The sequence below is a fragment of the Pseudomonas sp. genome (assembly GCF_046581935.1).
In the GTDB taxonomy this organism is placed as follows: Bacteria; Pseudomonadota; Gammaproteobacteria; order Pseudomonadales; family Pseudomonadaceae; genus Aquipseudomonas.
The window spans coordinates 218,664-240,347 of record NZ_JAYGFK010000019.1 but is presented as its reverse complement, the minus strand read 5'-3'; the positions used below and the strand labels follow the sequence as shown (position 1 = coordinate 240,347).

Here is a 21,684-nt window from a genome sequence, read left to right as displayed (position 1 = left end):
CCATGCATATTCCTGACTTCTCCGATGATGCCCAGCAGACCGAGCGCACCCGCGCTACGGTGATGCGCTATCACTACAGCTGGAAAGACCGCGACCTTGACGCGGTGATGGCGCTGTATCACCCGGATATTAAGTATCACGACTTCTTCCAGCAGCGCTGCATGGGCCTTGCCGAGCTGCATGACTACGTGCGTAACAACCTGCCGCGTCAGCCCGGTGAAGCTCTGGAGCACACTGACCGCATGCGCATCGATGGCCACACCGCCTTTATTCAGTACCGCATCAGCTTGCAGGGCAGTGGCGGGCTGCTGGCATTTCGCACGGGCGAAGCCATCACCGTGCGCGACGGGCTGATCTGGCGTATCCATGAATACGCCACGCTGATGCGCGAAGAACGCGAGCAGACAACCGCTGGTGCCTCACGCCCTGCACTCAGCCGTCTCGGCCTCAGCGCCCGTCAACTGGGTCTGCTGGCGCAGGACCTGGACGAGTACATGCAGCGTGAGCAGGCCTACCTTGACCCGCAGCTGAGCTTGCAGCAGGTCGCCGCTGCCACCGGTTACAGCCGTAATCAGATCTCTCACCTGCTCAATCAGGTGCTCGGCCAGAGCTTCTATCGCTATATCAACCAGAAACGCCTGCAGCACCTGCTGGCGGGTTTGGATGCGGGTAACGACCTGCAGCGCATGGATGACCTGGCGTTCGCCGCCGGCTTCAATTCGTTATCGGCCTTTTACAGCTGCTTCCGTCGCCATACCGGTTTGTCACCCAAGGCTTACCTGAAACAAATTTCCTTGCGGGCACGCACGCAAGACACGCCCTAAGAATCTGTTCAAAGTCTCGCGAGCTAGAGTCATGCAAGGCAAAAACAGGCGAGGGCGCGGAGTGTACGAGCTGTACATGAGCATCCAAGCCTGCTTTTAACGCCGCAGGGCCAACGCGCAGCAGACTTTGAGCAGGTTCTTAACGCCCTCACTACTACTCTGCGCAGCGTTACTTACTTGCCGGAGAAAACGATGAACCCATGGTGCCCCCTCAGCCTGTGGATGGATCAGCTAAGCGAACCGCTGACTGCCCGCCCCCCGCTGACCGAAGACCTGCACGCCGATGTAGCCATCATCGGTGCCGGTTATACCGGCCTGTGGACCGCCTATTACCTGAAACGCCAAGCCCCGCAGCTGCGTATCGTTATCCTCGAAGGCGAGATTGCCGGCTTCGGCGCATCCGGGCGCAATGGCGGCTGGCTGATGGGTAACCTTCTCGGCCAGGATCGCTTGCTCGCCGGGCAAGCCAATGCCGCACGCAAAAGCGCTTATGCACTGCTGCACAGCATTCCCGATGAGGTAGCCAGCGTACTGCAGCGCGAGCAGATCGCCTGTGATTACCGCAAAGGCGGCGTGCTCTACTGCGCCGCACGCTACCCCGAACAACTCGCCGCCCTGCAAAGTCAGCTGGCTGAACTGCGCGCCCTGGGCCTGGATGAAACCGACTACCGCTGGCTAACGCCTTTTGACCTCGGCAAGCAACTGCAACTGGCCAACGCTTACGGCGCGATCCACACGCCACACTGCGCCACCATCCAGCCGGCCAAGCTGGTACGTGGTCTGGCCCGCTGCGTGGCGGCCATGGGCGTTGAACTGTATGAACAAAGCCGGGTGATCGACTGGCAAACCGGCCTGGTCCGCACCGCCAGCGGCAGCGTGCACGCGGATTGGATAGTCCCGGCTGTTGAGGGTTATGCCGCCAGCCTGCCGCCCCTGGATAAACACCAGCTACCGGTGCAGAGCCTGCTTGTGGCCACCGAACCGCTGCCCAAAGAAGTCTGGGCCGACATCGGCCTGGAGCGCGGCCAGGCCTTCAGCGAGAACAGCCGACAGGTCACTTACGGCCAACGCAGCGCCGACGACCGTCTGGTGTTCGGCGCCCGTGGCGGCTACCGCTTTGGCGGCCGCTTACGCACCGATTTCAACCTCAGCGAGAACGAACGCGACCTGCGCCGTTACCTGTTCGGCGAACTGTTCCCGCAGCTCAAGCAAGTACGCATCACCCACGCCTGGGGCGGCAACCTCGGCATGGCCCGGCGCTTCCAGCCGCACATGCTGGTTGATCGACGTAACGGCATCGCCCTGTCCGGCGGCTATGGCGGCGAGGGTGTAGGCGCCAGCAACCTCGGCGGGCGCACCCTGGCTGACCTGATTCTCGGCCAGCAGAGCGAGCTGACCTGCCAGCCCTGGGTGCTCGGCGACCAGCCCCTCATGCAGCTGCCGCGCTGGGAACCAGAACCCCTGCGCTGGCTCGGCTACAACGCGATCATCCAGAGCTTTGTGCATGAAGACCGCGTACTCGCCAACCCCGACAGCGCGCCCTGGCGACGCAAGCTGGCCAGCAACCTGGCCGGCACGATGGAAAAATTCATGCGTTAACGGAGAGCTTCATGAGCATCGAACACTTCAAAAACACTGCACAACTCGCATTGCCAGACAGCAGCCCAGTGGCCGTGCCACTCGGAGAACCGGTCGCCATCACCAGCAGCCATGACATCGAACACGCAGACGGCGTTGCCGCCGGCATCTGGGAATGCACACCAGGGCGCTGGCGGCGGCAGATCGCCCAGCAGGAGTTCTGCCACTTTATCGCCGGGCGCTGCACCTTCACCCCAGATGGCGGCGAACCCATGCAAATCCAAGCAGGCGATGCCCTGCTGCTGCCGGCCAACACCTTCGGCATCTGGGACATCCAGGAAACCGTGCGTAAGAGCTTCGTCCTCCTGAAATAACCCGGCCCAGCGTAGGCCAACACGTGTCACTTACAACTGCCACTTCGACAACACCGACAAAAACGATGAGGTACTCCCATGCTGAAAAAATTGCTTCCTTTGCTTCTGTTAAGCAGCGTCAGTCAGGCCGCAGAAACCGTCAGTATCTATAACTGGACCGACTACATCGCGCCCGACACCCTCAAGCAATTCGAGCAAAAAAGCGGTATCAGCAGCCACTACGACGTCTACGACAGCAACGAGACCCTAGATGCAAAATTGATGGCCGGGCGTTCTGGCTATGACGTGGTGTTTCCGTCCAACCACTATATGGCTCGACAGATTCAGAGCGGCGCGCTGAAGAAACTCGACAAAAGCCGCCTACCTGGCTGGAGCAACCTCAACCCGGTACTGATGAAGGCACTGGAAACCAACGACCCAGGCAACCAATATGGCTTTCCTTACCTGTGGGGCAGCACCGGGATCGGCTATAACGTCGCCAAAGTGCGTGAAGTGCTCGGCGAGGATGTACCGCTCAACTCTTGGGACCTGATTTTCAAGCCCGAGTACATGGCCAAGCTCAGCCAATGCGGCGTGGCGGTTCTCGACAATGGTCCCGAGATGCTGCCCATCGCCCTGCATTACCTCGGTTTGCCGCACCACAGCAAGAACCCCGAGGACTACAAAAAAGCCGAAGCCCTGCTGATGGAGATGCGTAAGAACGTGCGCTATTTCCATTCATCGAAATACGTCGGCGACCTGGCCAACGGCAACATCTGCATGGCCGTAGGCTTTTCCGGCGACATCATGCAAGCCGGCAACCGCGCCACCGAAGCCGGCAATGGCATCAGCATCAACTACGTGATTCCCAAAGAAGGCACACCGATCTGGTTCGATATGGTCACCATGCCGGCCGATAGCAACAATGAACAGGGCGCTTACGCCTTTATGAATTACCTGCTGCAACCCGAGGTAATCGCGCAGATCACCAACCATGTGCAGTACGCCAACGGCAACAGCGCCGCCGACGCCTTAGTGGACCCAAAACTGAAAGCCGATGCCACGGTTTACCCGCCGCAGGACGCAATGGCCAACCTCTACGCGCTAGAGGCCATGCCATTAAAGATCGATCGTGTGCGCACGCGTATCTGGAGCAAGGTCAAGAGCGGCATCTAAGCCACAAAAAGGCCGCCCGCCGGCAACAAAAAGCCCCGCAAACCAAGGCTTGCGGGGCGTTTCGGTAACCTCCTGGCGTGGCTAAAGCTCAACGTCCTGGGGTTTCTCGCGTTGGGCTAGCGCGCCAACGCTGGTCTTGGGCTTGATCAAGCTGAAATCAATCAAGCTTTTCGGCTGTTCCGGATTACCAATCAGTAGCGGCATTTCCCGGAAGTCATTACTGACGAGGCTCTTGTGCGTGTCGTACTCATCAAAGCGCAGCCCAGCCAAGTCCGCCCAGGTGTGGATAAAGTGCGAGGAACTGTATGGCCGTGACAGCGTGTTACTGAAATCACGCTGCGGCCACTGCGGCGAGTTCCACACAATAAACGGCACGGTGTACATCGGGCTGGTTGGCGCAGCCTCGTTACGTCCCAGCACACCCGTTTTAGGCGCATCGAACACTGCCTCACCGTGGTCAGACAGGTACAGCAACATGCCCGCAGCCTTTGCCCCTGACAAATCCTTGATCAGGCTGGCCACCACATGGTCGTTGTACAGCACCGCATTGTCGTAGCTGTTATAGGTCGGCAGCTGATCATCAGTGACATTAGCCGGCGCACCAGTACGATCAGTGAAGTGCTCAAACTCTGGTGGATAGCGGTACTGATAGCTCATATGGGTGCCCAGCAAGTGCACCACAATAAATTTGCGCGGCGCATCATCGGCCAGCACCTTGGCAAAAGGCTCCAACACATCACCGTCGTACTGCCGCGAATTCTGCTCACGGTTGTTATTCAGGTAAAACTGCTCGTCCGCCTGTTTGGAGAAGGTGGTAAGCATGGTGTTGCGTTTAGTCATGGTCTGCTGGTTGGTGATCCAGTAGGTCTTATAGCCCGCCTGCTTCATCAGGTTGATCACCGATGGCGTGGTCAGGTAGCGCTCTGGGTGCTCCTGATCGGCAAAGGTCAGCACCTGTTGCAAAGCCTCGATGGTGTATGGCCGTGGCGTTACCACGTTATCAAACACCTGCAGCTGACTACGCAGCGCGTCCAACTCCGGTGTGGTCTCACGTGGGTAGCCATACAGGCTCATGCGCTGGCGATTGGTCGACTCGCCGATGACCAATACCAAGGTAGCCGGTTGCCCTGCATGGGCGTCCTTCAAGTTAGCCAACGGTGGAATGCTGGCATTCTCGGCCAGTAACACTTGCATGTTGGCCAATTGTTCGCGGTAGTTCTTGTAACCCACGGCCAGTTGCCATGGCGTCGCGGTTTCGATGCGCTGGGCAAAATTATCCAGCCCCGCCTGCCAGGTATCATTCTTGCTGAACTGCCGTAACGCCGGATAACCCACCGACACAAACAGCGCCAAGGCCGCCGCGAACAGCGCGCCTGGACGCGACAGGTACACGGGCCGCACCTTGCGCCATAGCAGCCAACCACCCAAGCCATAAGCGGCAAATGCCGGCAGCATCCACCAGGCGAAATACTGAATCAGGTACTCGCGGCTCTCATTGATGTTCGATTCGAACATGATGAAGATCACGCTCTGCGAGAACTCCTGACCATAGATCAAAAAGTAGCCAAAGCTGCCCAATGAGCACAACCACAGCAGCAGACCGATACCGGCCGCCAATTGCCGTGCACGAGCCGGCCAAAGCAGCAACGGCACAAGCCACAGCGCACTGGCTAACAGCGCCTGGCGAAACCCGGCAAAGCCTGTTGTACCCGTCACCTGAATCAGTAGCTGGGTAACACCAGAGAAATACCAAAAGAACAAAAAAGCCCAACCCAACCCGGCCCAGTCCACGCGCTGGCGTGGTGGCGCTTGTAATGCTGCAGACATGACGACCTCATGACACCTAAATAATCCCAGTCTTTATGCCAGTCCATCTGTGAAAATTGCGTCAAACACCTGGCTAAGTGAGCAACTTTTTGCGCGCTTACAAAAAGCCCCCGCAGGCTTTCGCTGCTGGGGCTCTGTTAACTAGCTCGGTCAACTACGCACATTGCGCATAACACGCCAGTCACCCGTTCTAGCCGCCTCGCCCAGCAAACCGCGTGAGCGAGCACTCCACGATCAGGCCAGCGCTGTGCGCTGCCGACCTTCCACCCTACGTTTCAGGGCCGCGCCTTCGACGATGTCCAGGCCTCCGCCATGGGCCCGTGCGGAGCGTCCCCAGTCTTCCAGCAACTCCATGCAGGCATGGTCGATATAGCTGACTCGCGCCAGGCTCAAGCTCAGCTGGGTGCCCGGCTCAATACTGCCGAGCAGCTTGGCCAATTGCGGCACACACAGGAAGGTCGCCGCGCCGCTCATGCGCAGTTCGGCGCAACCGAGGGCGGCAGGGAGCAACTTCACGCGCAGGCGTGAAGCGTTCCACACCAACTTCAGCAAGGTCAGAGCAAAGCCCACCAACACCCCGGTCAACAGATCGGTGAAGACAATACTCAGCGCCGTAGCGACATAAATCACCGGCGGTACACGGCCGTACTGGCCGAGATGGCGAATGGCCTTGAAATCGACCAGCTTGCAGCCGGTATACACCAGCACAGCACCCAGGCTGGCCACCGGAATGCTTTGCAGCACACCGGGCAGCAGAGCGACCAACCCCAGCAACCAGGCCCCGTGAAAGATTGTCGACGCCCTGCCACGAGCACCGGCCTGGACGTTGGCCGAGCTGCGCACAATCACTCCAGTCATCGGCAAAGCGCCGAGCGCACCGCAGAGCATGTTGCCGATGCCCTGTGCGGACAGCTCACGGTTAAAGCGCGTGCGCGGACCGTCGTGCATGCGGTCTACCGCAGCAGCGGATAACAGCGTTTCCGCGCTGGCGATAAACGCCAGCGCCAGCGCCGCGATCAGCAATTGCGGATCAGCCAGACTGGCAAGACCTTGCGGGGTTATCCAATCGATGGCATCACCGAGGTTAGCCGGCAGTTCCACACGCTTGATCGGCAGCGCCAACCACCAAGCAAGCAGGGTCGCCAGGCTTACGCCAATCAATGCGCCGGGCAGAAAGCGCAGCCGCGCAGGACGGTAGCGCTCCCACAGCCAAATGCTCGCGATAGTGGCCAAACCGATCAAGCCTGCCGTCAGCCCGTTGCCGCCAACCTCGCTAAAGGCATTGCCCACCGCACCGGGGAAGGCCAGCAAGTTGTCCAACCCGGAAGCATTGGGCGTGGCATCGAGCATCACATGCACTTGCGATAGCAAGATAAGGATGCCAATACCGGCGAGCATGCCGTAAATCACCGCAGGTGCCGTGACGCGGAACCAGCCGCCGAGTCGCAGTGCCCCGGCAGCTAGCTGAATCAGGCCGGCCAGTAGCAGCACCGGACCAAGCGCCGCCATGCCGTGAGTGCGTACCAACTCGAACACCAGCACCGCGAGACCGGCTGCCGGGCCGCTGACCTGTAACGGCGAACCGGCGAGAAAGCCCACCACCAAACCACCGATAATGCCGGTAATCAGGCCTTTAGCCGGCGGCATACCAGAGGCGATGGCGATGCCCATACACAGCGGCAAAGCGACGAGGAATACCACCACAGACGCCAGTGCGTCCCGTGGCAGCGAACGGAGCACATTCATAAGCTTTTCTCCTAGAAAAGGATGTTCGCCGGCCACATTGGGTGGCAGACAAAGGGCCGGCTGTTAGGCTCTGGCGTAGCGCGGCTGAGGGGTCGCCGAGGGCTGCTCGTCGCCGTCCAATGGGAAGAAGCGCCCAATACCGACGTCATAGGCGCGGATGGTGCCGGCGTTGATGTCGTAGACCCAGCCGTGAATGCTGAGCTGACCACTGGCCAGGCGTGCCGCAACCGAGGGGTGAGTGCGCAAGTGGTCGAGTTGCGCCACCACGTTCTCCTCGGTCAATACCCCGAGGGTTTCATGAGCGCCGCAATTGCAGTTGCGCTCAACCACACTGCGCGCCACTTCCGCATGGCGCAGCCAGGCGCGAACGGTGGGCATACCGTCGAGACTCGATGGGTTGAGAACGGCCTTCATCGCGCCGCAATCCGAGTGGCCGCACACGATGATGTGGCGTACACCGAGCGCCAGCACCGCATATTCGATGGCCGTGGAAACACCGCCGTTCATCTGCCCGTACGGCGGTACCACATTGCCGACGTTACGCGTGACGAACAGCGTGCCCGGATCACTCTGGGTGATCAGTTCCGGGACAATGCGCGAATCGGCGCAGGTGATAAACATTGCGCCAGGTTGCTGGGCGTTCGCCAGACGCTTGAACAACGCCTGCTGGCCCGGGTAGATATCCTGACGAAAACGGCGAAAGCCCTGAATAAGCGTGTCGAGTGCAGCCTGAGCCTCTTCAGTTTCAGCCGCGTGGATGGTGTTCCCAGTTCGGGAAGTGCTTGAGCTCATCGTACGTATCCCCTGTATCTGCCGTGATCGGCATTGTTAACTGCTGACCAAATGCCTGTGAGCTTCTGATCACTTCCGGGGCAACGATAAGTATTCTTACTTAAATGAAACTGAACGCGTGGCTCTAAAACGCCACTATTGGGAGGTGCGAGAGGAGAAAGAGAAATTAACTTTTACCGCGCTGGGCGAGTTCAGCGCTGAAGTCGGCCAAAAAAACAAGACCACTTCAGCACCTTAACCAGCCCGTTTCGATCAGGACTTAAATCGCCCCACCAGACCGTTCAACTCATCCGACAGTTGCGCAAGCAAGCCAGAGTCTTCCTGAGCAGAATGGGCCAGATTTTCAACCAGTTGCGCCTCATCATAAATCTGCTGGATATGCTGGTTAATATCCTCGGCGACACTATGCTGCTCCTCCGCTGCCGCCGATATCTGCAGGTTCTGATCCCTGATTTCATTGACCGACAACTCAATACCCTCAAAGCTCTCCCGTGCACTCTCAATCGACGACACGCTGGCACGCGACAGGTCCAGGCAGCTGTCCATTTTCTCTGAGACTTCCTGAGTCTTACTGCCCAGCGTATTGAGTAACTGGTCGATTTCAGCCGTGGAGTCAGACGTACGCTTGGCCAATGCCCTTACTTCATCAGCAACCACGGCAAAGCCACGGCCTTGATCACCAGCCCGAGCCGCCTCAATTGCCGCATTCAATGCCAGCAGGTTGGTCTGCTCAGCAATAGCGCGGATAGTGCCGAGGATCTGATTGATACTCCGGCTACCCGCTTCCAACTCAACCATTGCCTGGGACGACTCAGTCAAACGGTTGCCCAAGCGATTGACGTTTTCGGTGGTTAACTCAATCTGTTGTTTGCCTTCAGCCACTCGACGGTGTCCGCTCTCGGCGGACTCAGCGGCACAGCTGCACGAACGAGCCACCTCGTTAGCCGTGGCGACCATTTCGTTAAATGCTGTAGATACCAACTCCACCGCTTCGCGCTGACGCCCAGCCGCCTCATTCATATTGGTAGCGACCTCGCGATTGACCCGTGAGGCATCCTGCAAATTGCGCGATGCTGCGCCGATATGCTGAATTAACTGGCGAATGGCCGCGAGAAACTGGTTGAACCAGCCCGCCAGCTCAGCCGTTTCATCACGCCCCATAACCTTAAGGTCATGGCGCAAATCGCCCTCCCCCTGGGCAATCGACTGCAAACCATTGCTGACCTGGCCGATTGGCTTAACGATTACTTGGGAAAACGCCGCCGCAATCAACGCAAAGATAATCGCCAACACCACCGCGATAGTTGCGGTCAGATAGGTCATACGCGTTGCGTCGGCCATGACCTCGCTGTATTCGATCAACCCCACATAACGCCAGCCAAGCCCCGGCGATGACCAGACGTTGGCCATATAACGAACACCGTCTATTACCACTTCAGTGGAGCCCTGCGTAGTCGCATCCAGCCGCGCATAGGCCTCACCCAAATCCTTGAGAGGCTTGAAGTTGTGTCCTGCATTACGCGGATCGACCAAGACAATGCCGTCCTCAACCAACATCACGTAACCGCTCTCACCCAAGCGAATGCTTTTGACCAACTCGGTAAGGTTCTTGAGCGAAACACTCACAACAAAGACACCCTTTGGTTTACCTGCAGGGTCAAGCATTGCCCGAGCGGTACCGACCAGCGCCACATCATCTTTGTCATAGTAATAAGCGGGCGTGCGTACCGTTTTATCAGGGTTGGCCATGGCAGCCTTGTACCAAGGGCGCACACGCGGGTCGTAGTTAGCCAGTTGCGGGTCATCCGGCCATTTGACGTAGCTGCCATCCTCTAGACCGAGAGACAGAATCGCCGCAGAGGGGTGCGTGTTGCCATAGCGCGCAAACCTGTCGATCACTTGCTGAGCAACCGGCGGCATTGGCTGGCTAGGCGCATTAGCAGCTCGATAATCCTTCAGGCTATCAACCGATGTGTATACAGAATCCGCCGCCATTTGGTCGACGTTTTGCTGAGTAGCGTCGAAAAACTGCCGGATATTAGCGTCGATCTGGCGTATTTCTCGGGTGCTGCCATCGATAAACTGATCAACCGCTTGGGTGCGCGTGTTAAGCACCGAAATCAAAGCAACCAGACTGACAGGGATAAAAGCGACTGACACAAAAGCTAGCACGAGCTTGGTTTTTATTTTCATGGCAACAACCATCAACGTAGTGGGCAGGGTAAATAGCTAGGTCAGACGAGACATGGCCATTGACGATAAGGCTTGTTTCGGCCTGAAAATTGTAAAACTTTAATCAATAAAATTGTGCACAAAAATCAAACAAATAAGGATACACAATATCGGCCGTGATGAGACGCAACCTGCGTAGAGGCATTCTTAAGGGGAAGTCATACGCACCGGCCTCACGCACAGCACAGACATGCAGCTCAGGGCTGCATAACAGGAGAAATGCCCAGCGCATCAGCAGGCATCTAAGAAGGTGCACCTGGCTGGTCTATCAGCACGCAGGGGTGAATTGCATCCTGTACCGCCTCAATGCATCGCCCAACATCGCAAGGTAGTGCTAATCGTCTTCATCCTGAAGAAGTAAGCAGTCGGATTACTGTCGCGCTGTACTTAATTTCTTGGCGTTTAATAGAGACCAAAAGCCCCAAAGCTGGGGCTTTCAGTCAGCCAGAGGCACACATTCCGTTTCTCGTGCCGTAGAGCCTCAGAGGCCTATCGTGCTACTCCGCCTGCAATTGCTCGCGCTGATCGTGCACCTCATCGGCGCTGACTGCTTCGGCGGCGTTACCCCAGCTGTTGCGCACGTAGGTCAGTACGTCGGCGATGTTCTCGTCCGTCAGGTTCCAGGCGAAGGACGGCATGGCCGGCCCGGTGGGCGCCGCGTCGGTGGTGCCGGCGCGGTTGCCGGCGAGCACCACGCGAATCACCGATACGGCATCGCGGCTGTTGACCAACGGTGCGTTAGCGAGTTTCGGGAACAGCTTGGGAATGCCTTCGCCGTTTGGCGTATGGCAGCCCGAGCAGCGATCTGCATAGATGTTGCGCCCGGCCTTCATCGCCGGCTCGGTAGCTGCCAGCGGTTCGGGCTTGTCGTGATCATGGTCGAGGTCCTTGAGGTAGACGGCCACGGCCATCAGGTCTTCGTCACGCCAGTGCTGGGTGGATTTCTCCACCGCTTCGGCCATGGGCCCGGAGGCGATGTCGTAGCGATTCGCGCCGGTTTTGAGGTACTGCACGATGTCGTCCTCGCTCCAGTCGCCCAAGCCAACGTGGGCAACGCCGCTGATATTCGGCGCCATCCAACCCTGCAACTCGCCGCCCTTGAACGCCTCGCCTTGCTTATCGCCGCCGATGAGGTTCTTGGGCGTGTGGCAACTGCCGCAGTGCCCCAGCCCTTGCACCAGGTAGGCACCACGGTTCCACTGCGTGCTCTTCTGCGTGTCGGCCTTGAATTCGCCCTCAGTGAAGTTGAGCCAATTCCACACCTTCATGCTCATGCGGATGTTGAAGGGGAATGGCAGCTGGTTGGTTTCCACTTCGTTGTGCACCGGCTCGATGGTGCGCAGGTAGGCCCACAGCGCTCTGTTGTCTTCGCGCGTGACCTTGGTGTAGGCGGCATAGGGCATGGCGGGGTAGAGCTGCTTGCCGTTACGGGCGTGGCCGCTGGCCATGGTGTTTTGGAAATCCTCGAAATTCCAACGACCAATACCCGCTTCCGGGTTGGGGGTGATGTTGGCTCCGAGCAATTCGCCGAACGGCGTCTCGATCGCTACGCCGCCGGAAAACAATGGTTTGCCAGGCAGCGTGTGGCAGGCGGTGCAATCGCCGAGGGTGGCGATGTACTTACCCTTCTGTACCGTTTCGTAGGAATCCGAGCCGGTGGCCGCATAGGCGCTGATGCTCGTCGCGGCCAGTAGCCCAACGGCAAGGTTGAGGAGAGTTTTCATATGCTGATCATCTCCCCGGGGCGCTTGAGGTAGTAGGTACGAATCGCATACGCCGCTTTGAACGCCAGCGCGCCGACCGTGCCGGTGGGGTTGTAGCCGGGGTTCTGTGGGAAGGCCGAGGCGCCGACCACGAACAGGTTGGGCACGTCCCACACCTGCAGGTGCTTGTTGACCGAACTGGTAGACGGATCAGCGCCCATGACGAAGCCGCCGACCACGTGGCTGGACTGGTAGGAAGTGTTCGACCATGGCCCCTTACGTGGGTTGGCGAGCACCATCTTCGGGTTCATGGCGCGAGCGATCTCGGCGGTCTTGTCGGTCACGTACTGCGCCATGCGCAGGTCGTTATCGGTGAAGTCGAAGGTGATGCGCAGCAGCGGTCGGCCATGCGGGTCGGTGTAGGTCGGATCCAGCGATAGATAGTTGGTGCGGGTGCTGTAATTACTCGCCTCGCAACCGATGGACATGCTGCTGGCGTAGTACTGCACAGTGGTCTTCTTCCACTCCGCGCCCCATTTTGGCGTGCCCGGTGGCACTGGACGCGAGCCTATGGGCGCTGCGCCAACGGGGGTTACCCGGGTACTGCCGCCGCCGACGAAACCCAGGCCGGAGTGGTCGAAGTTGTCATTGTTGAACTCGTCGATGCCCATACCGATGGCGCCGCCACCGATGAACGGGTTGAAGTTCTTGTCATCGAAAAACAGCTGCACGCCGTTGGCCGTCTGGTAGGCGTAGTTACGCCCGGTGGTACCGGTGTTGCTCAGCGGGTCGTAAGGCTGGCCGATGCCCGAGAGCAGCATCAGACGCACGTTCTCGAAGGTGAAGGCGGCGACCACGACGATGTCTGCCGGCTGCTCCCACTTCTCGCCGTTGACGTCGACATAAACGATTCCGGTGGCGCGCTTACCGGTGCTGTCCTTGGTCACTTCCAGCACTTCGCAGTTGGTCTGCGCGGTGAAATTAGGCATGCGGATCAGCGCGGGGAGCACGTTGACGATGGCGCTAGCCTTGGAATAGTTGGCGCAGCCGTAGTTGGTGCAGAAGCCGCAGAAGGTGCATGGCCCCATCGTCACGCCGTACTGGTTGGTGTACGCCTGGGAGGCCAGGGCCGAGGGCACCGGGAAGGGCTTGTAACCCATGTTGCGCGCCGCTTCGGCGAACATTGTTGGTGCGTAGGTCTGCTTGGTCGGCGGGTTGGGGTACTCGTTCGAGCGCGCCCCCTCGAACGGGTTGCCACCCTCGATGATCGTACCGCCGATGTTGCCGGCTTTGCCGGAGATGCCCGCCACGCGGTCAAAGGCGTCGTAATGCGGCTCCATTTCTTCCCAGGTAGTGCCCCAGTCCTGCAGGCTTAGGCCTTCGATAGACTCTTTGCCGTAACGCTCGGTCAGGTGGCTCTTGAGGTGGAACTCCTCGGGCTGGAAGCGGAAGGTGATGCCCGCCCAGTGGTTGCCGGCACCACCCGTACCATTACCCGGGTGAAAAGAGCCCCAGGTGCGCATTGGCAGCGCGGTTTCACTGGGTTTGTTGCGCATCGTGCAGGTGTTTTGCCGGGTGCGCAGCATCAGCTCCTGGCGTGACAGGTAGCGCAACTCGTCGGCTGCCGAGGCAATGTTGAAATCAGTGGCGGTGTCGCGCCACGCGCCACGCTCGAAGCCCACCACTTGCAGGCCTTCATCGGCGAGTTCTTTGGCGATGATCGAACCGGCCCAGCCGAGCCCAACCACCACCACGTCGGTTGCGGGGAGTTTCTTGGCCATTCCACTCATCCTTTGCGATTCCACGAGGAGCTGCCGACGATCGACAGCGGTATCAGGTCCAGCTTCTCGTTATGCCGGTCGATGTAGGGGCGGTAGTCGTAGCGCGCACCGGGGAAGCCGAGCATCTTCCAGCTGACCATGTCACGGTTGCCGCCGTAGATCGGATCGGCGAAGAACCCCTCCATAGTGTTCTGCAGGATTTGCGCGAAGAACGCTTTGGATTCCATCCCGGCAAACGCGATATCACCGCTTTCCAGGCCTTTGAGCACGTCGTCACGCTGCACTTCGTCCAGCTCGCTGAAACGTTTGCCGAACGCCGTCTGGCAGTGCTTGCCCAACTGCTCCAGGCCGATCCGGTAACGTTCGCGCGGAACAAGTGGTGACTCAGGCTCGACACCCGGGACAAACGGGCCTTGCTGGTAAAGTCGCTCGTAAGTGCCGTAGTGGCTGACCAACTGGCGGTCGATGAACACCGCGCAGCCGGCTTCTTTGCCACTCACCGACAGATCGTCAGCGGGGATCAGCCGCTCGACGATCGCCTCGACCTCGCGGGCCTGCTCAGCGCTGAAGAACTGCCAGCCCTTGGCGTCATAGTGCAGCGGACCGTTGTGGTCGAAGGGTAGCCACTGCGGTACGCCGTTAACGGTGGCGGCCCGCGCACCTACTGCGAAGCCAGCGGCCAGCGTAGTGGCCGATGCCGTCAGCAGCTTGCGCCGGCTAAATCCTTGAGAGGGTTCTTTGGACATATCGACTCCTCGAAAACCCGCGCAATTGGCTGCACGGCTCAGGCTTTTAGGACAGATCCACCCGGAGGCGGAATGCGGATGCACGGACATCCGGGACGGGGGTCGATACGTATGGCCGATGGAATATATTTAATTAGTTCGGCACATCAACGGTCCCGCCAGAGGGAAGCGCTGCGCACTTGGCGCGGAGCACTGCAGCAACAGATTGCAACGCAATAACGCTCAGTGCACGGAACTTCTTTCACGAGGTCCGACAGCGAAATGGCTAACAGCGTTCAACAAGAAAACAGGACAGATTTATCTAGGGGTCTTCAAAGGGGTCGGAGTGATTTATTTTTAACCACTGGCCGACCAGGACCGCTCTGCCCCTCCGGACGGCCAAGCTGCACGGCTACCGACTCGCGAAAACGATCATTACCCAATGGGTAGTTGTGTGCACTGGCCTCACGCATAACGTCAAGGGCATCAGATTCGAGACTTCGCGCACATCCTTACAAAACGCCCTTCCACATAAAAACCCAGCACAACGCCCAACCCGCCACCGCGCGAAACGGGAAAACCGTTACGCAACAGCTGGTAGATAGATTTCGCAAGTAGGCCTCCAGATAATCGCCAAAAATACGGCGACAGAACAATGACGAGCGGTAATTACGGAGCGATCAGTACCTCGCTACTCTCGCCCCAAGCACCCGACAGGTATCGCGACAAACGTCGCTAATGGAGCCACATGTAACTGGAAATACCAGGTGCCCTGACTGCCGTTCTGCCCTCGGAGTAGCCACCATGATCGACCTCACCACCTGGAACCTCACAATCCCTGTCGGCGTACCGGCGACCACCATTGCAACACCCGCGCTGGCTGGTGGTTATCAGGACCGCTACTTCCAATCGAAAGACGGCACCATAAGCTTCTGGGCTCCGGTCAATGGTTCAACCACCAGCAACTCGGAATACCCGCGCAGTGAAATGCGCGAAACCTACGCCGACGGCAGCCTGCGCAACTGGAGCTACAGCGCAGCAACTAACGTGCTCAGCGCTACCGCCAAGGTCACCCAAGTGCCGTCAAACGGAGTGATCGCCTTCTCCCAGATACACACCAAACAGAGCACATCGCCGCCACTGATGCTGGGCTATCAATATTCGGCAAAAGCCGGTTACGGCAGCGTTGTCATTGCCTTTCGTGGCAAGCCTAGTGACGCGGATTCAAAGAAAATCGTGCTATCGAGCAAGATAAAGCTCAACCAAGACTTCAGCTACAAAATCAATCTGGGCAAAGACGGCACCCTGAGCATCGCACTGACTGAACCCAGCGGCACGATCAAAAGCTGGCAAGGGAAACTCGATAAAGCCTGGAAAAGCCATTCGCTGTACTTCAAAGCCGGCGTTTACACCCTGGATAACAGCGGCTACGGGACCGAAGCAGGCGCCACAACGTTCAAACAATTGAAGCTTGAACACCTTTAGATAGAGCCATCGAGGACAGGACAGCAGCGCTGCTGCGCCAGGCATATTGCCAACGCTCTCCCTCGCTACTGCTCTAGCCCCATACGCCAGATGCAAAAAGCCCCCGCAGGCTCTCGTCGGCGGGGGATTTTTAGTTGGGGTCTGTTGCAGTGTTGTAATCTCTACACAGGCCATAGGCGCGGATTTATTCGCGATAGAGCCATCGAATTAAAGCGCAGCCAGCGGTAATGTCTGCACGGCCACACCCGCCCGCCACTGCAGGACCCCTCATGCAGAACACCCCTTCACAGCTCGACCCACGCACTGCCCGTCTGCTGCCCTGGATCGTTGCCATCGCCTTTTTCATGCAGACGCTCGACGGCACCATCCTCAATATCGCCCTGCCGAGCATGGCCCGCGATCTGGCCGAAGACCCGCTGCGCATGCAGTCGGTGGTGATTGCCTACATGCTCACCGTGGCGCTGCTGATACCGGCTTCTGGGTGGATCGCCGACCGTTTCGGCACACGGCGAATTTTCTTCGGCGCCATCGTGCTATTCACCCTAGGTTCACTGTTCTGCGCGCTGTCGCACTCGCTCAGCCAACTGATCTGCGCACGCGCGCTACAGGGCCTGGGCGGCGCGCTGATGATGCCGGTTGGGCGCCTGGTGGTGCTGCGCGCCTACCCACGCACGGAGCTGGTGCGGATTATGAGTTTTATCACCCTGCCCGGCTTGCTCGGCCCGCTGATCGGCCCGACCCTGGGCGGCTGGCTGGTGCAGTACACCAGTTGGCACTGGATCTTCCTGATCAACCTGCCGGTCGGCGCACTCGGTTGCTGGGCCGCCCTGCGCTTTATGCCGGACCTGCGCGGACCGGAGCGCACGCGCTTCGATGCGCCCGGTTTTATCTTGTTTGGCGCGGCCATGCTGCTGATCACCATTGCCCTGGAAGGCCTTGGCGAACTGCACCTGCCGCCGGTGCGCGTGGTGGTATTGCTGATTGCCGGGCTGGCTTGCCTGGCGGCCTACTGGTTGCGTGCCGGGCGCACGCCGTCGCCGCTGTTCGCTCCCGCACTATTCCACACCCGCGCCTTTGCCGTGGGTATTCTCGGCAACCTGTTCGCCCGCCTGGGCAGCGGCGCTTTGCCTTTCCTGGTGCCGTTGCTGCTGCAACTGGCGCTGGGCTACTCACCAGCCCAGGCCGGGATGAGTATGATCCCCCTGGCGCTGGCCGCCATGGCCATGAAACCGCTGGCCAAACCATTGATCGACCGCCTCGGCTACCGGCGCATTCTCACTGGCAATACCCTGCTGCTCGGCGCGCTGATCGCCAGCATGGCCCTGATCGATGGCAACACCTCCCAGGCCTGGCTGCTGGTCCACCTGGGGCTGATCGGCGCGTTCAACTCCCTGCAGTTCACCGCGATGAACACCGTCACCCTGATCGACTTGCGTGACAACGAGGCCAGCAGCGGCAACAGCCTGCTCTCGGTGGTGGTGCAGCTGTCCATGAGCCTGGGGATTGCCTCTGCCGCCGCACTACTCAGCGGCTTTACGCCGCCTGCGGGCAGTGCGAATGGCTCGGTACTGGGCGCGTTTCAGGCGACGCTCTTGTGCGTCGGGCTGCTGTCGATGCTTGCCGCAGGCATCTTCCTGCAGTTGAGCCCCGAGGATGGCCGCAGCAGCCGCCGAGTGGACGACACCCCGGACTGACGCCACCAGGCCGATCGCCCGCCTGCAGCGGGCGGACTATGTATTAGGGAGAATAAATCTGTCCCCCCTTCTTCCTGCGCGACGCAACAACGCTCAACGCACGGAACTCCTTTCATTAGGTCCGACAGCGATATAGCGGACAGCGCTCAACAAGAAAACGGGGGGCAAGTTTATCTGGAGCCCTGCAGGGGCGCATAAAAATGAAGTTTTCTCCGAAGCTATCGCATACAGGGGTCTATTCAGCAGATACAAAAAGCCCCCGCTGGCTCGCGCCGGCGGGGGCTTTTTAGTTAGCTAGAACTGGTATCAGTTCTTGGCTTTTTTAGCAGCGCGGGTGCGCTCGCCTTCGTCCAAAATCTTTTTACGCAAGCGAATAGACTTTGGAGTCACTTCGCACAATTCATCGTCCTGGATGAATTCCAGAGCTTGTTCCAGGGTGAATTTCACCGGTGGAACCAGAGCGATGGTTTCGTCTTTACCGGAAGCACGCATGTTGTCGAGTTTCTTGCCTTTGGTTGGGTTAACACCCATGTCGTTGTCACGGCTGTTCAGGCCAACGATTTGACCGTTGTAGATCTCTTGACCGTGTTCAACGAACAGCTTGCCACGCGCCTGCAGAGTTTCCAGGGAGTAGGTCAGCGCCTTGCCAGTTTCTACCGATACCAGAACACCGTTCTGACGGCCGGACATATCGCCGGACTTCATGGTGTCGTAGCGATCGAAGATCGAGGTGAGGATGCCAGCGCCGTTGGTCAGGGTCAGGAACTGGTTACGGAAACCGATCAGACCGCGAGCAGGGATGTTGTATTCCAGACGCACACGGCCTTTGCCATCCGGCACCATGTTGGTCAGGTCGCCCTTACGCAGGCCCATCTCTTCCATGACCTTGCCCTGGGATTCTTCCGGGGTGTCGATGGTGACGTTTTCGAACGGTTCTTGCTTGGCGCCGTCGACGACACGAATGATCACTTCCGGACGACCTACACCCATTTCGAAGCCTTCGCGGCGCATGGTTTCGATCAGTACCGAGAGGTGCAGTTCGCCACGGCCGGAGACCTTGAACTTGTCAGCCGAGTCGCCCTCTTCAACGCGCAGTGCCACGTTGTACAGCAGCTCTTTGTCCAGACGCTCTTTGATATTACGGCTGGTGACGAACTTGCCTTCTTTACCGCAGAACGGCGAATCGTTGACCTGGAAGGTCATGGATACAGTCGGCTCGTCCACGGTCAGCGGCTTCATCGCTTCAACGTGGTTGATGTCACACAGGGTGTCAGAGATGAACAGCGAGTCCATACCGCTGACACAGACGATGTCACCAGCGGTGGCTTCTTCAACGTCGATGCGGTGCAGGCCGTGGTGACCCATCAGCTTGAGGATACGACCGTTGCGCTTCTTGCCGTCGGCGTCGATAGCGATTACCGGGGTGTTCGGCTTGACGCGACCACGGGCGATACGGCCAACACCGATAATGCCGAGGAAGCTGTTGTAGTCCAGTGCCGAGATTTGCATCTGGAACGGACCGTCGATGTCTACGGCCGGGGACGGCACGTTGTCGACGATGGACTGGTACAGCGGGGTCATGTCTTCAGCCATGTCGGTGTGATCCAGACCGGCAATGCCGTTCAGGGCCGAGGCGTAAACGACTTTGAAGTCCAGCTGCTCTTCGGTAGCACCGAGGTTGTCGAACAGGTCGAAGATCTGGTCCAGAACCCAGTCCGGACGCGCGCCTGGACGGTCAACCTTGTTGATTACCACGATCGGACGCAGGCCGGCTTCGAAGGCCTTCTTGGTCACGAAGCGGGTTTGCGGCATCGGGCCGTCTTGGGCGTCAACCAGCAGCAGCACGGAGTCAACCATCGACATTACGCGCTCAACTTCACCGCCGAAGTCGGCGTGGCCGGGGGTGTCGACGATGTTGATGTGGTAGCCGTTCCAGTTGATCGCGGTGTTTTTCGCGAGAATGGTAATGCCGCGCTCTTTTTCCTGGTCATTGCTGTCCATGACGCGCTCGTCGTTGAGCTCGCCGCGCTCAAGGGTGCCGGACTGACGCAGGAGTTTGTCTACCAGGGTGGTTTTACCGTGGTCAACGTGGGCAATGATGGCGATGTTGCGTAGATTTTCGATCACGTGTGTATCTCGATCAGAGGATTCGGTGTGCCGCCTAGTGTAGGTGGCGAGTATTAACTAAATGCGATTTCTGCTCGGCGGCGTGAATGCATGATTCACGCCGCCGGTATGTCGGGAGGGCGATGGCGGATGCTGCCGCCATTCAACCCGGGCGTCTTATGTCGGACGATAAACGCGCACATTGGCATGCCCCTCACTCAGCAGATGGTGGGCATGCAAACGACTCATCACACCTTTATCGCAATACAACAGGTACTGGCGCGCCTCATCCAGCTCCTTGAACTTGCTGTTCAAGGCATAGAACGGCAGCGCCATGACCTCGACGCCTGACAAGGCGAGTGGCTCGTCCTCGGCGGCATCAGGGTGGCGGATGTCAATAATCACCTGCCCAGCCAGGGCCTCAGTGACTTCCTCGACTTTGATGTCCTTGCCCAGCTCGTCGATCACTTTGTCGATCGGCAGCAGGGTCGCACGCTCTAGGGCGAGCTCAAGGATGGCCATATCGAATTGCTTTTCTTCATATTCGATACGGTCTTTCTTCGCCCGGGTAGTCGGGTTCACGGAAATCACGCCGCAATACTCAGGCATGTGCTTGGCGAACTCGGCGGTGCCGATTTGCGTGGCGGTGTTGATGATGTCCTGCTTGTGGCTGGCAAGCAGTGGGCGCAGCACCAGCATGTCGGTGGCGGCATCAATCACCGAGAGATTCGGCAGGGTCTGACTGGAGACCTGACTGATAGCCTCGCCGGTCACCAACGCATCAATCTGCAAGCGTTCGGCCATGCGCGTAGAAGCGCGCAGCATCATGCGTTTGAGGATCACGCCCATCTGGCTGTTGTCGACTTTGCCGAGTATCTCGCCCAGCACTTCCTCAAACGGCACGCTGATAAACAGTACGCGCTGCGAGCTGCCGAACTTCGCCCAGAGATAGTGCGCCACTTCCATCACGCCCAACTCGTGGGCACGGCCACCTAAGTTGAAGAAGCAGAAATGCGTGACCAGGCCCCGGCGCATCATTTGGTAGGCGGCCACTGTGGAGTCGAAACCGCCAGACATCAGCACCAGGGTCTGCTCCAGCGAACCCAGCGGATAACCGCCCAGACCTTCGTGCTGGTGGTGGATGACAAACAGACGCTGATCACGGATTTCCATCCGCACAATCACCTCGGGATCTTTCAGCGAGATGCCGGCCGCGCCGCATTGCTGGCGCAATTGGCTGCCAACATAGCGCTCGACATCCATGGAGCTGAACGCATGCTTACCGGCGCGCTTGCAGCGCACGGCAAAGATCTTGCCCGGTAGTTGTTCGGCAAAGTGCAGCTTGCACTTCTCCAGCACATCATCGAAATCACCCAGCGGGTATTCATCGACTTGCAGAAAATGAACAATACCCGGCGTGCAGCTCAAGCGCTCGATCATCGCCTGCAGGGTTTTCGGTTCACTGATCTGGGTTTCGACTTCCAGGTTGTCCCACACACCACTGACCTGCAGCAGTGGATCGAACTCACGCAAAACCGTGCGAATGTTCTTCGCCAGCTGCCGGATAAAGTGCTTACGCACCGGCCGACTTTTAATGGTGATTTCCGGGAAGACTTTAACGATCAGTTTCATGAAAACAGGGAGTACCGAGGCCGCGAAAAA

The 21,684-nt window shown here is 58.8% G+C and carries 15 protein-coding genes and 1 pseudogene; 6 read left to right on the top strand and 10 right to left on the bottom strand.

Annotated elements, in window-relative coordinates; translation table 11 throughout:
• The first annotated feature begins 2 nt into the window (after positions 1-2).
• The 4 genes from VCA57_RS17950 to VCA57_RS17935 all read left to right on the top strand — a co-directional run bounded on the left by VCA57_RS17950 (position 3) and on the right by VCA57_RS17935 (position 3,931).
• The gene (locus tag VCA57_RS17950; RefSeq protein ID WP_411186484.1) at positions 3-824 is read left to right on the top strand and encodes a helix-turn-helix domain-containing protein; all 822 of its coding nucleotides are present in this window, start codon (positions 3-5) and stop codon (positions 822-824) included.
• 192 nt (positions 825-1,016) lie between these two features.
• A complete protein-coding gene (locus tag VCA57_RS17945) occupies positions 1,017-2,423 on the top strand; it encodes an NAD(P)/FAD-dependent oxidoreductase (RefSeq protein WP_411186426.1) in 1,407 nt (468 codons plus the stop codon).
• 11 nt (positions 2,424-2,434) lie between these two features.
• Positions 2,435-2,776: a cupin domain-containing protein gene (locus VCA57_RS17940; RefSeq protein ID WP_411186425.1), complete on the top strand. Its 342-nt coding sequence runs from the start codon at positions 2,435-2,437 to the stop codon at positions 2,774-2,776.
• Positions 2,777-2,854: 78 nt separating this feature from the next.
• Complete coding sequence (locus VCA57_RS17935) at positions 2,855-3,931, top strand: polyamine ABC transporter substrate-binding protein (protein ID WP_411186424.1); 1,077 nt, start codon at positions 2,855-2,857, stop codon at positions 3,929-3,931.
• An 81-nt stretch (positions 3,932-4,012) separates the two neighbouring features.
• On the opposite strand, the gene cptA is transcribed toward VCA57_RS17935, so the two are convergent.
• The 8 genes and pseudogenes from cptA to VCA57_RS17895 all read right to left on the bottom strand — a co-directional run bounded on the left by cptA (position 4,013) and on the right by VCA57_RS17895 (position 14,758).
• Positions 4,013-5,758: a phosphoethanolamine transferase CptA gene (gene cptA / locus VCA57_RS17930; RefSeq protein ID WP_411186423.1), complete on the bottom strand. Its 1,746-nt coding sequence runs from the start codon at positions 5,756-5,758 to the stop codon at positions 4,013-4,015.
• Between the two features lie 234 nt (positions 5,759-5,992).
• A complete protein-coding gene (locus VCA57_RS17925) occupies positions 5,993-7,504 on the bottom strand; it encodes a SulP family inorganic anion transporter (protein ID WP_411186422.1) in 1,512 nt (503 codons plus the stop codon).
• Positions 7,505-7,567: 63 nt separating this feature from the next.
• A complete protein-coding gene (locus tag VCA57_RS17920) occupies positions 7,568-8,296 on the bottom strand; it encodes a carbonic anhydrase (protein ID WP_411186421.1) in 729 nt (242 codons plus the stop codon).
• Positions 8,297-8,548: 252 nt separating this feature from the next.
• Complete coding sequence (locus tag VCA57_RS17915) at positions 8,549-9,253, bottom strand: methyl-accepting chemotaxis protein (RefSeq protein ID WP_411186483.1); 705 nt, start codon at positions 9,251-9,253, stop codon at positions 8,549-8,551.
• A gap of 198 nt (positions 9,254-9,451) precedes the next feature.
• Positions 9,452-10,489, bottom strand: a pseudogene (locus VCA57_RS17910) (cache domain-containing protein); the annotation flags it as partial.
• A gap of 536 nt (positions 10,490-11,025) precedes the next feature.
• Entirely contained in the window at positions 11,026-12,252 is a 1,227-nt protein-coding gene (locus tag VCA57_RS17905; protein ID WP_411186420.1) for a c-type cytochrome, read from the bottom strand.
• On the bottom strand, positions 12,249-14,012 hold the full coding sequence (locus tag VCA57_RS17900; protein ID WP_411186419.1) for a GMC family oxidoreductase: 1,764 nt from the start codon (positions 14,010-14,012) through the stop codon (positions 12,249-12,251). Before VCA57_RS17900 ends, VCA57_RS17905 begins: the two co-directional genes overlap by 4 nt.
• Before the next feature lie 5 nt (positions 14,013-14,017).
• Positions 14,018-14,758 (bottom strand): gluconate 2-dehydrogenase subunit 3 family protein, encoded by a 741-nt coding sequence (locus VCA57_RS17895; protein WP_411186418.1) that lies wholly within the window; start codon positions 14,756-14,758, stop codon positions 14,018-14,020.
• 783 nt (positions 14,759-15,541) lie between these two features.
• Here VCA57_RS17895 and VCA57_RS17890 point away from each other — a divergent pair.
• Both VCA57_RS17890 and mdtD read left to right on the top strand, forming a co-directional pair.
• On the top strand, positions 15,542-16,222 hold the full coding sequence (locus VCA57_RS17890; RefSeq protein ID WP_411186417.1) for a polysaccharide lyase family 7 protein: 681 nt from the start codon (positions 15,542-15,544) through the stop codon (positions 16,220-16,222).
• Between the two features lie 269 nt (positions 16,223-16,491).
• Entirely contained in the window at positions 16,492-17,916 is a 1,425-nt protein-coding gene (gene mdtD, locus VCA57_RS17885; RefSeq protein ID WP_411186416.1) for a multidrug transporter subunit MdtD, read from the top strand.
• A gap of 306 nt (positions 17,917-18,222) precedes the next feature.
• Here mdtD and typA read toward each other — a convergent pair whose 3' ends face one another.
• Positions 18,223-20,043, bottom strand: a complete 1,821-nt coding sequence (typA, locus tag VCA57_RS17880; protein WP_411186415.1) for a translational GTPase TypA — start codon at positions 20,041-20,043, stop codon at positions 18,223-18,225.
• Between the two features lie 156 nt (positions 20,044-20,199).
• Positions 20,200-21,654 (bottom strand): tRNA uracil 4-sulfurtransferase ThiI, encoded by a 1,455-nt coding sequence (gene thiI / locus VCA57_RS17875; protein ID WP_411186414.1) that lies wholly within the window; start codon positions 21,652-21,654, stop codon positions 20,200-20,202.
• Positions 21,655-21,684: the final 30 nt, after the last annotated feature.

Coding starts and splice junctions, on each gene's coding strand:
- VCA57_RS17920 (WP_411186421.1), bottom strand. CDS start 8,296: ATGAGCTCAAGCACTTCCCGAACTGGGAACACCATCCACGCGGCTGAA.
- cptA (WP_411186423.1), bottom strand. CDS start 5,758: ATGTCTGCAGCATTACAAGCGCCACCACGCCAGCGCGTGGACTGGGCC.
- VCA57_RS17925 (WP_411186422.1), bottom strand. CDS start 7,504: ATGAATGTGCTCCGTTCGCTGCCACGGGACGCACTGGCGTCTGTGGTG.
- VCA57_RS17890 (WP_411186417.1), top strand. CDS start 15,542: ATGATCGACCTCACCACCTGGAACCTCACAATCCCTGTCGGCGTACCG.
- VCA57_RS17900 (WP_411186419.1), bottom strand. CDS start 14,012: ATGGCCAAGAAACTCCCCGCAACCGACGTGGTGGTGGTTGGGCTCGGC.
- thiI (WP_411186414.1), bottom strand. CDS start 21,654: ATGAAACTGATCGTTAAAGTCTTCCCGGAAATCACCATTAAAAGTCGG.
- VCA57_RS17895 (WP_411186418.1), bottom strand. CDS start 14,758: ATGTCCAAAGAACCCTCTCAAGGATTTAGCCGGCGCAAGCTGCTGACG.
- VCA57_RS17935 (WP_411186424.1), top strand. CDS start 2,855: ATGCTGAAAAAATTGCTTCCTTTGCTTCTGTTAAGCAGCGTCAGTCAG.
- mdtD (WP_411186416.1), top strand. CDS start 16,492: ATGCAGAACACCCCTTCACAGCTCGACCCACGCACTGCCCGTCTGCTG.
- VCA57_RS17950 (WP_411186484.1), top strand. CDS start 3: ATGCATATTCCTGACTTCTCCGATGATGCCCAGCAGACCGAGCGCACC.
- VCA57_RS17915 (WP_411186483.1), bottom strand. CDS start 9,253: ATGGTCGCCACGGCTAACGAGGTGGCTCGTTCGTGCAGCTGTGCCGCT.
- VCA57_RS17940 (WP_411186425.1), top strand. CDS start 2,435: ATGAGCATCGAACACTTCAAAAACACTGCACAACTCGCATTGCCAGAC.
- VCA57_RS17905 (WP_411186420.1), bottom strand. CDS start 12,252: ATGAAAACTCTCCTCAACCTTGCCGTTGGGCTACTGGCCGCGACGAGC.
- VCA57_RS17945 (WP_411186426.1), top strand. CDS start 1,017: ATGAACCCATGGTGCCCCCTCAGCCTGTGGATGGATCAGCTAAGCGAA.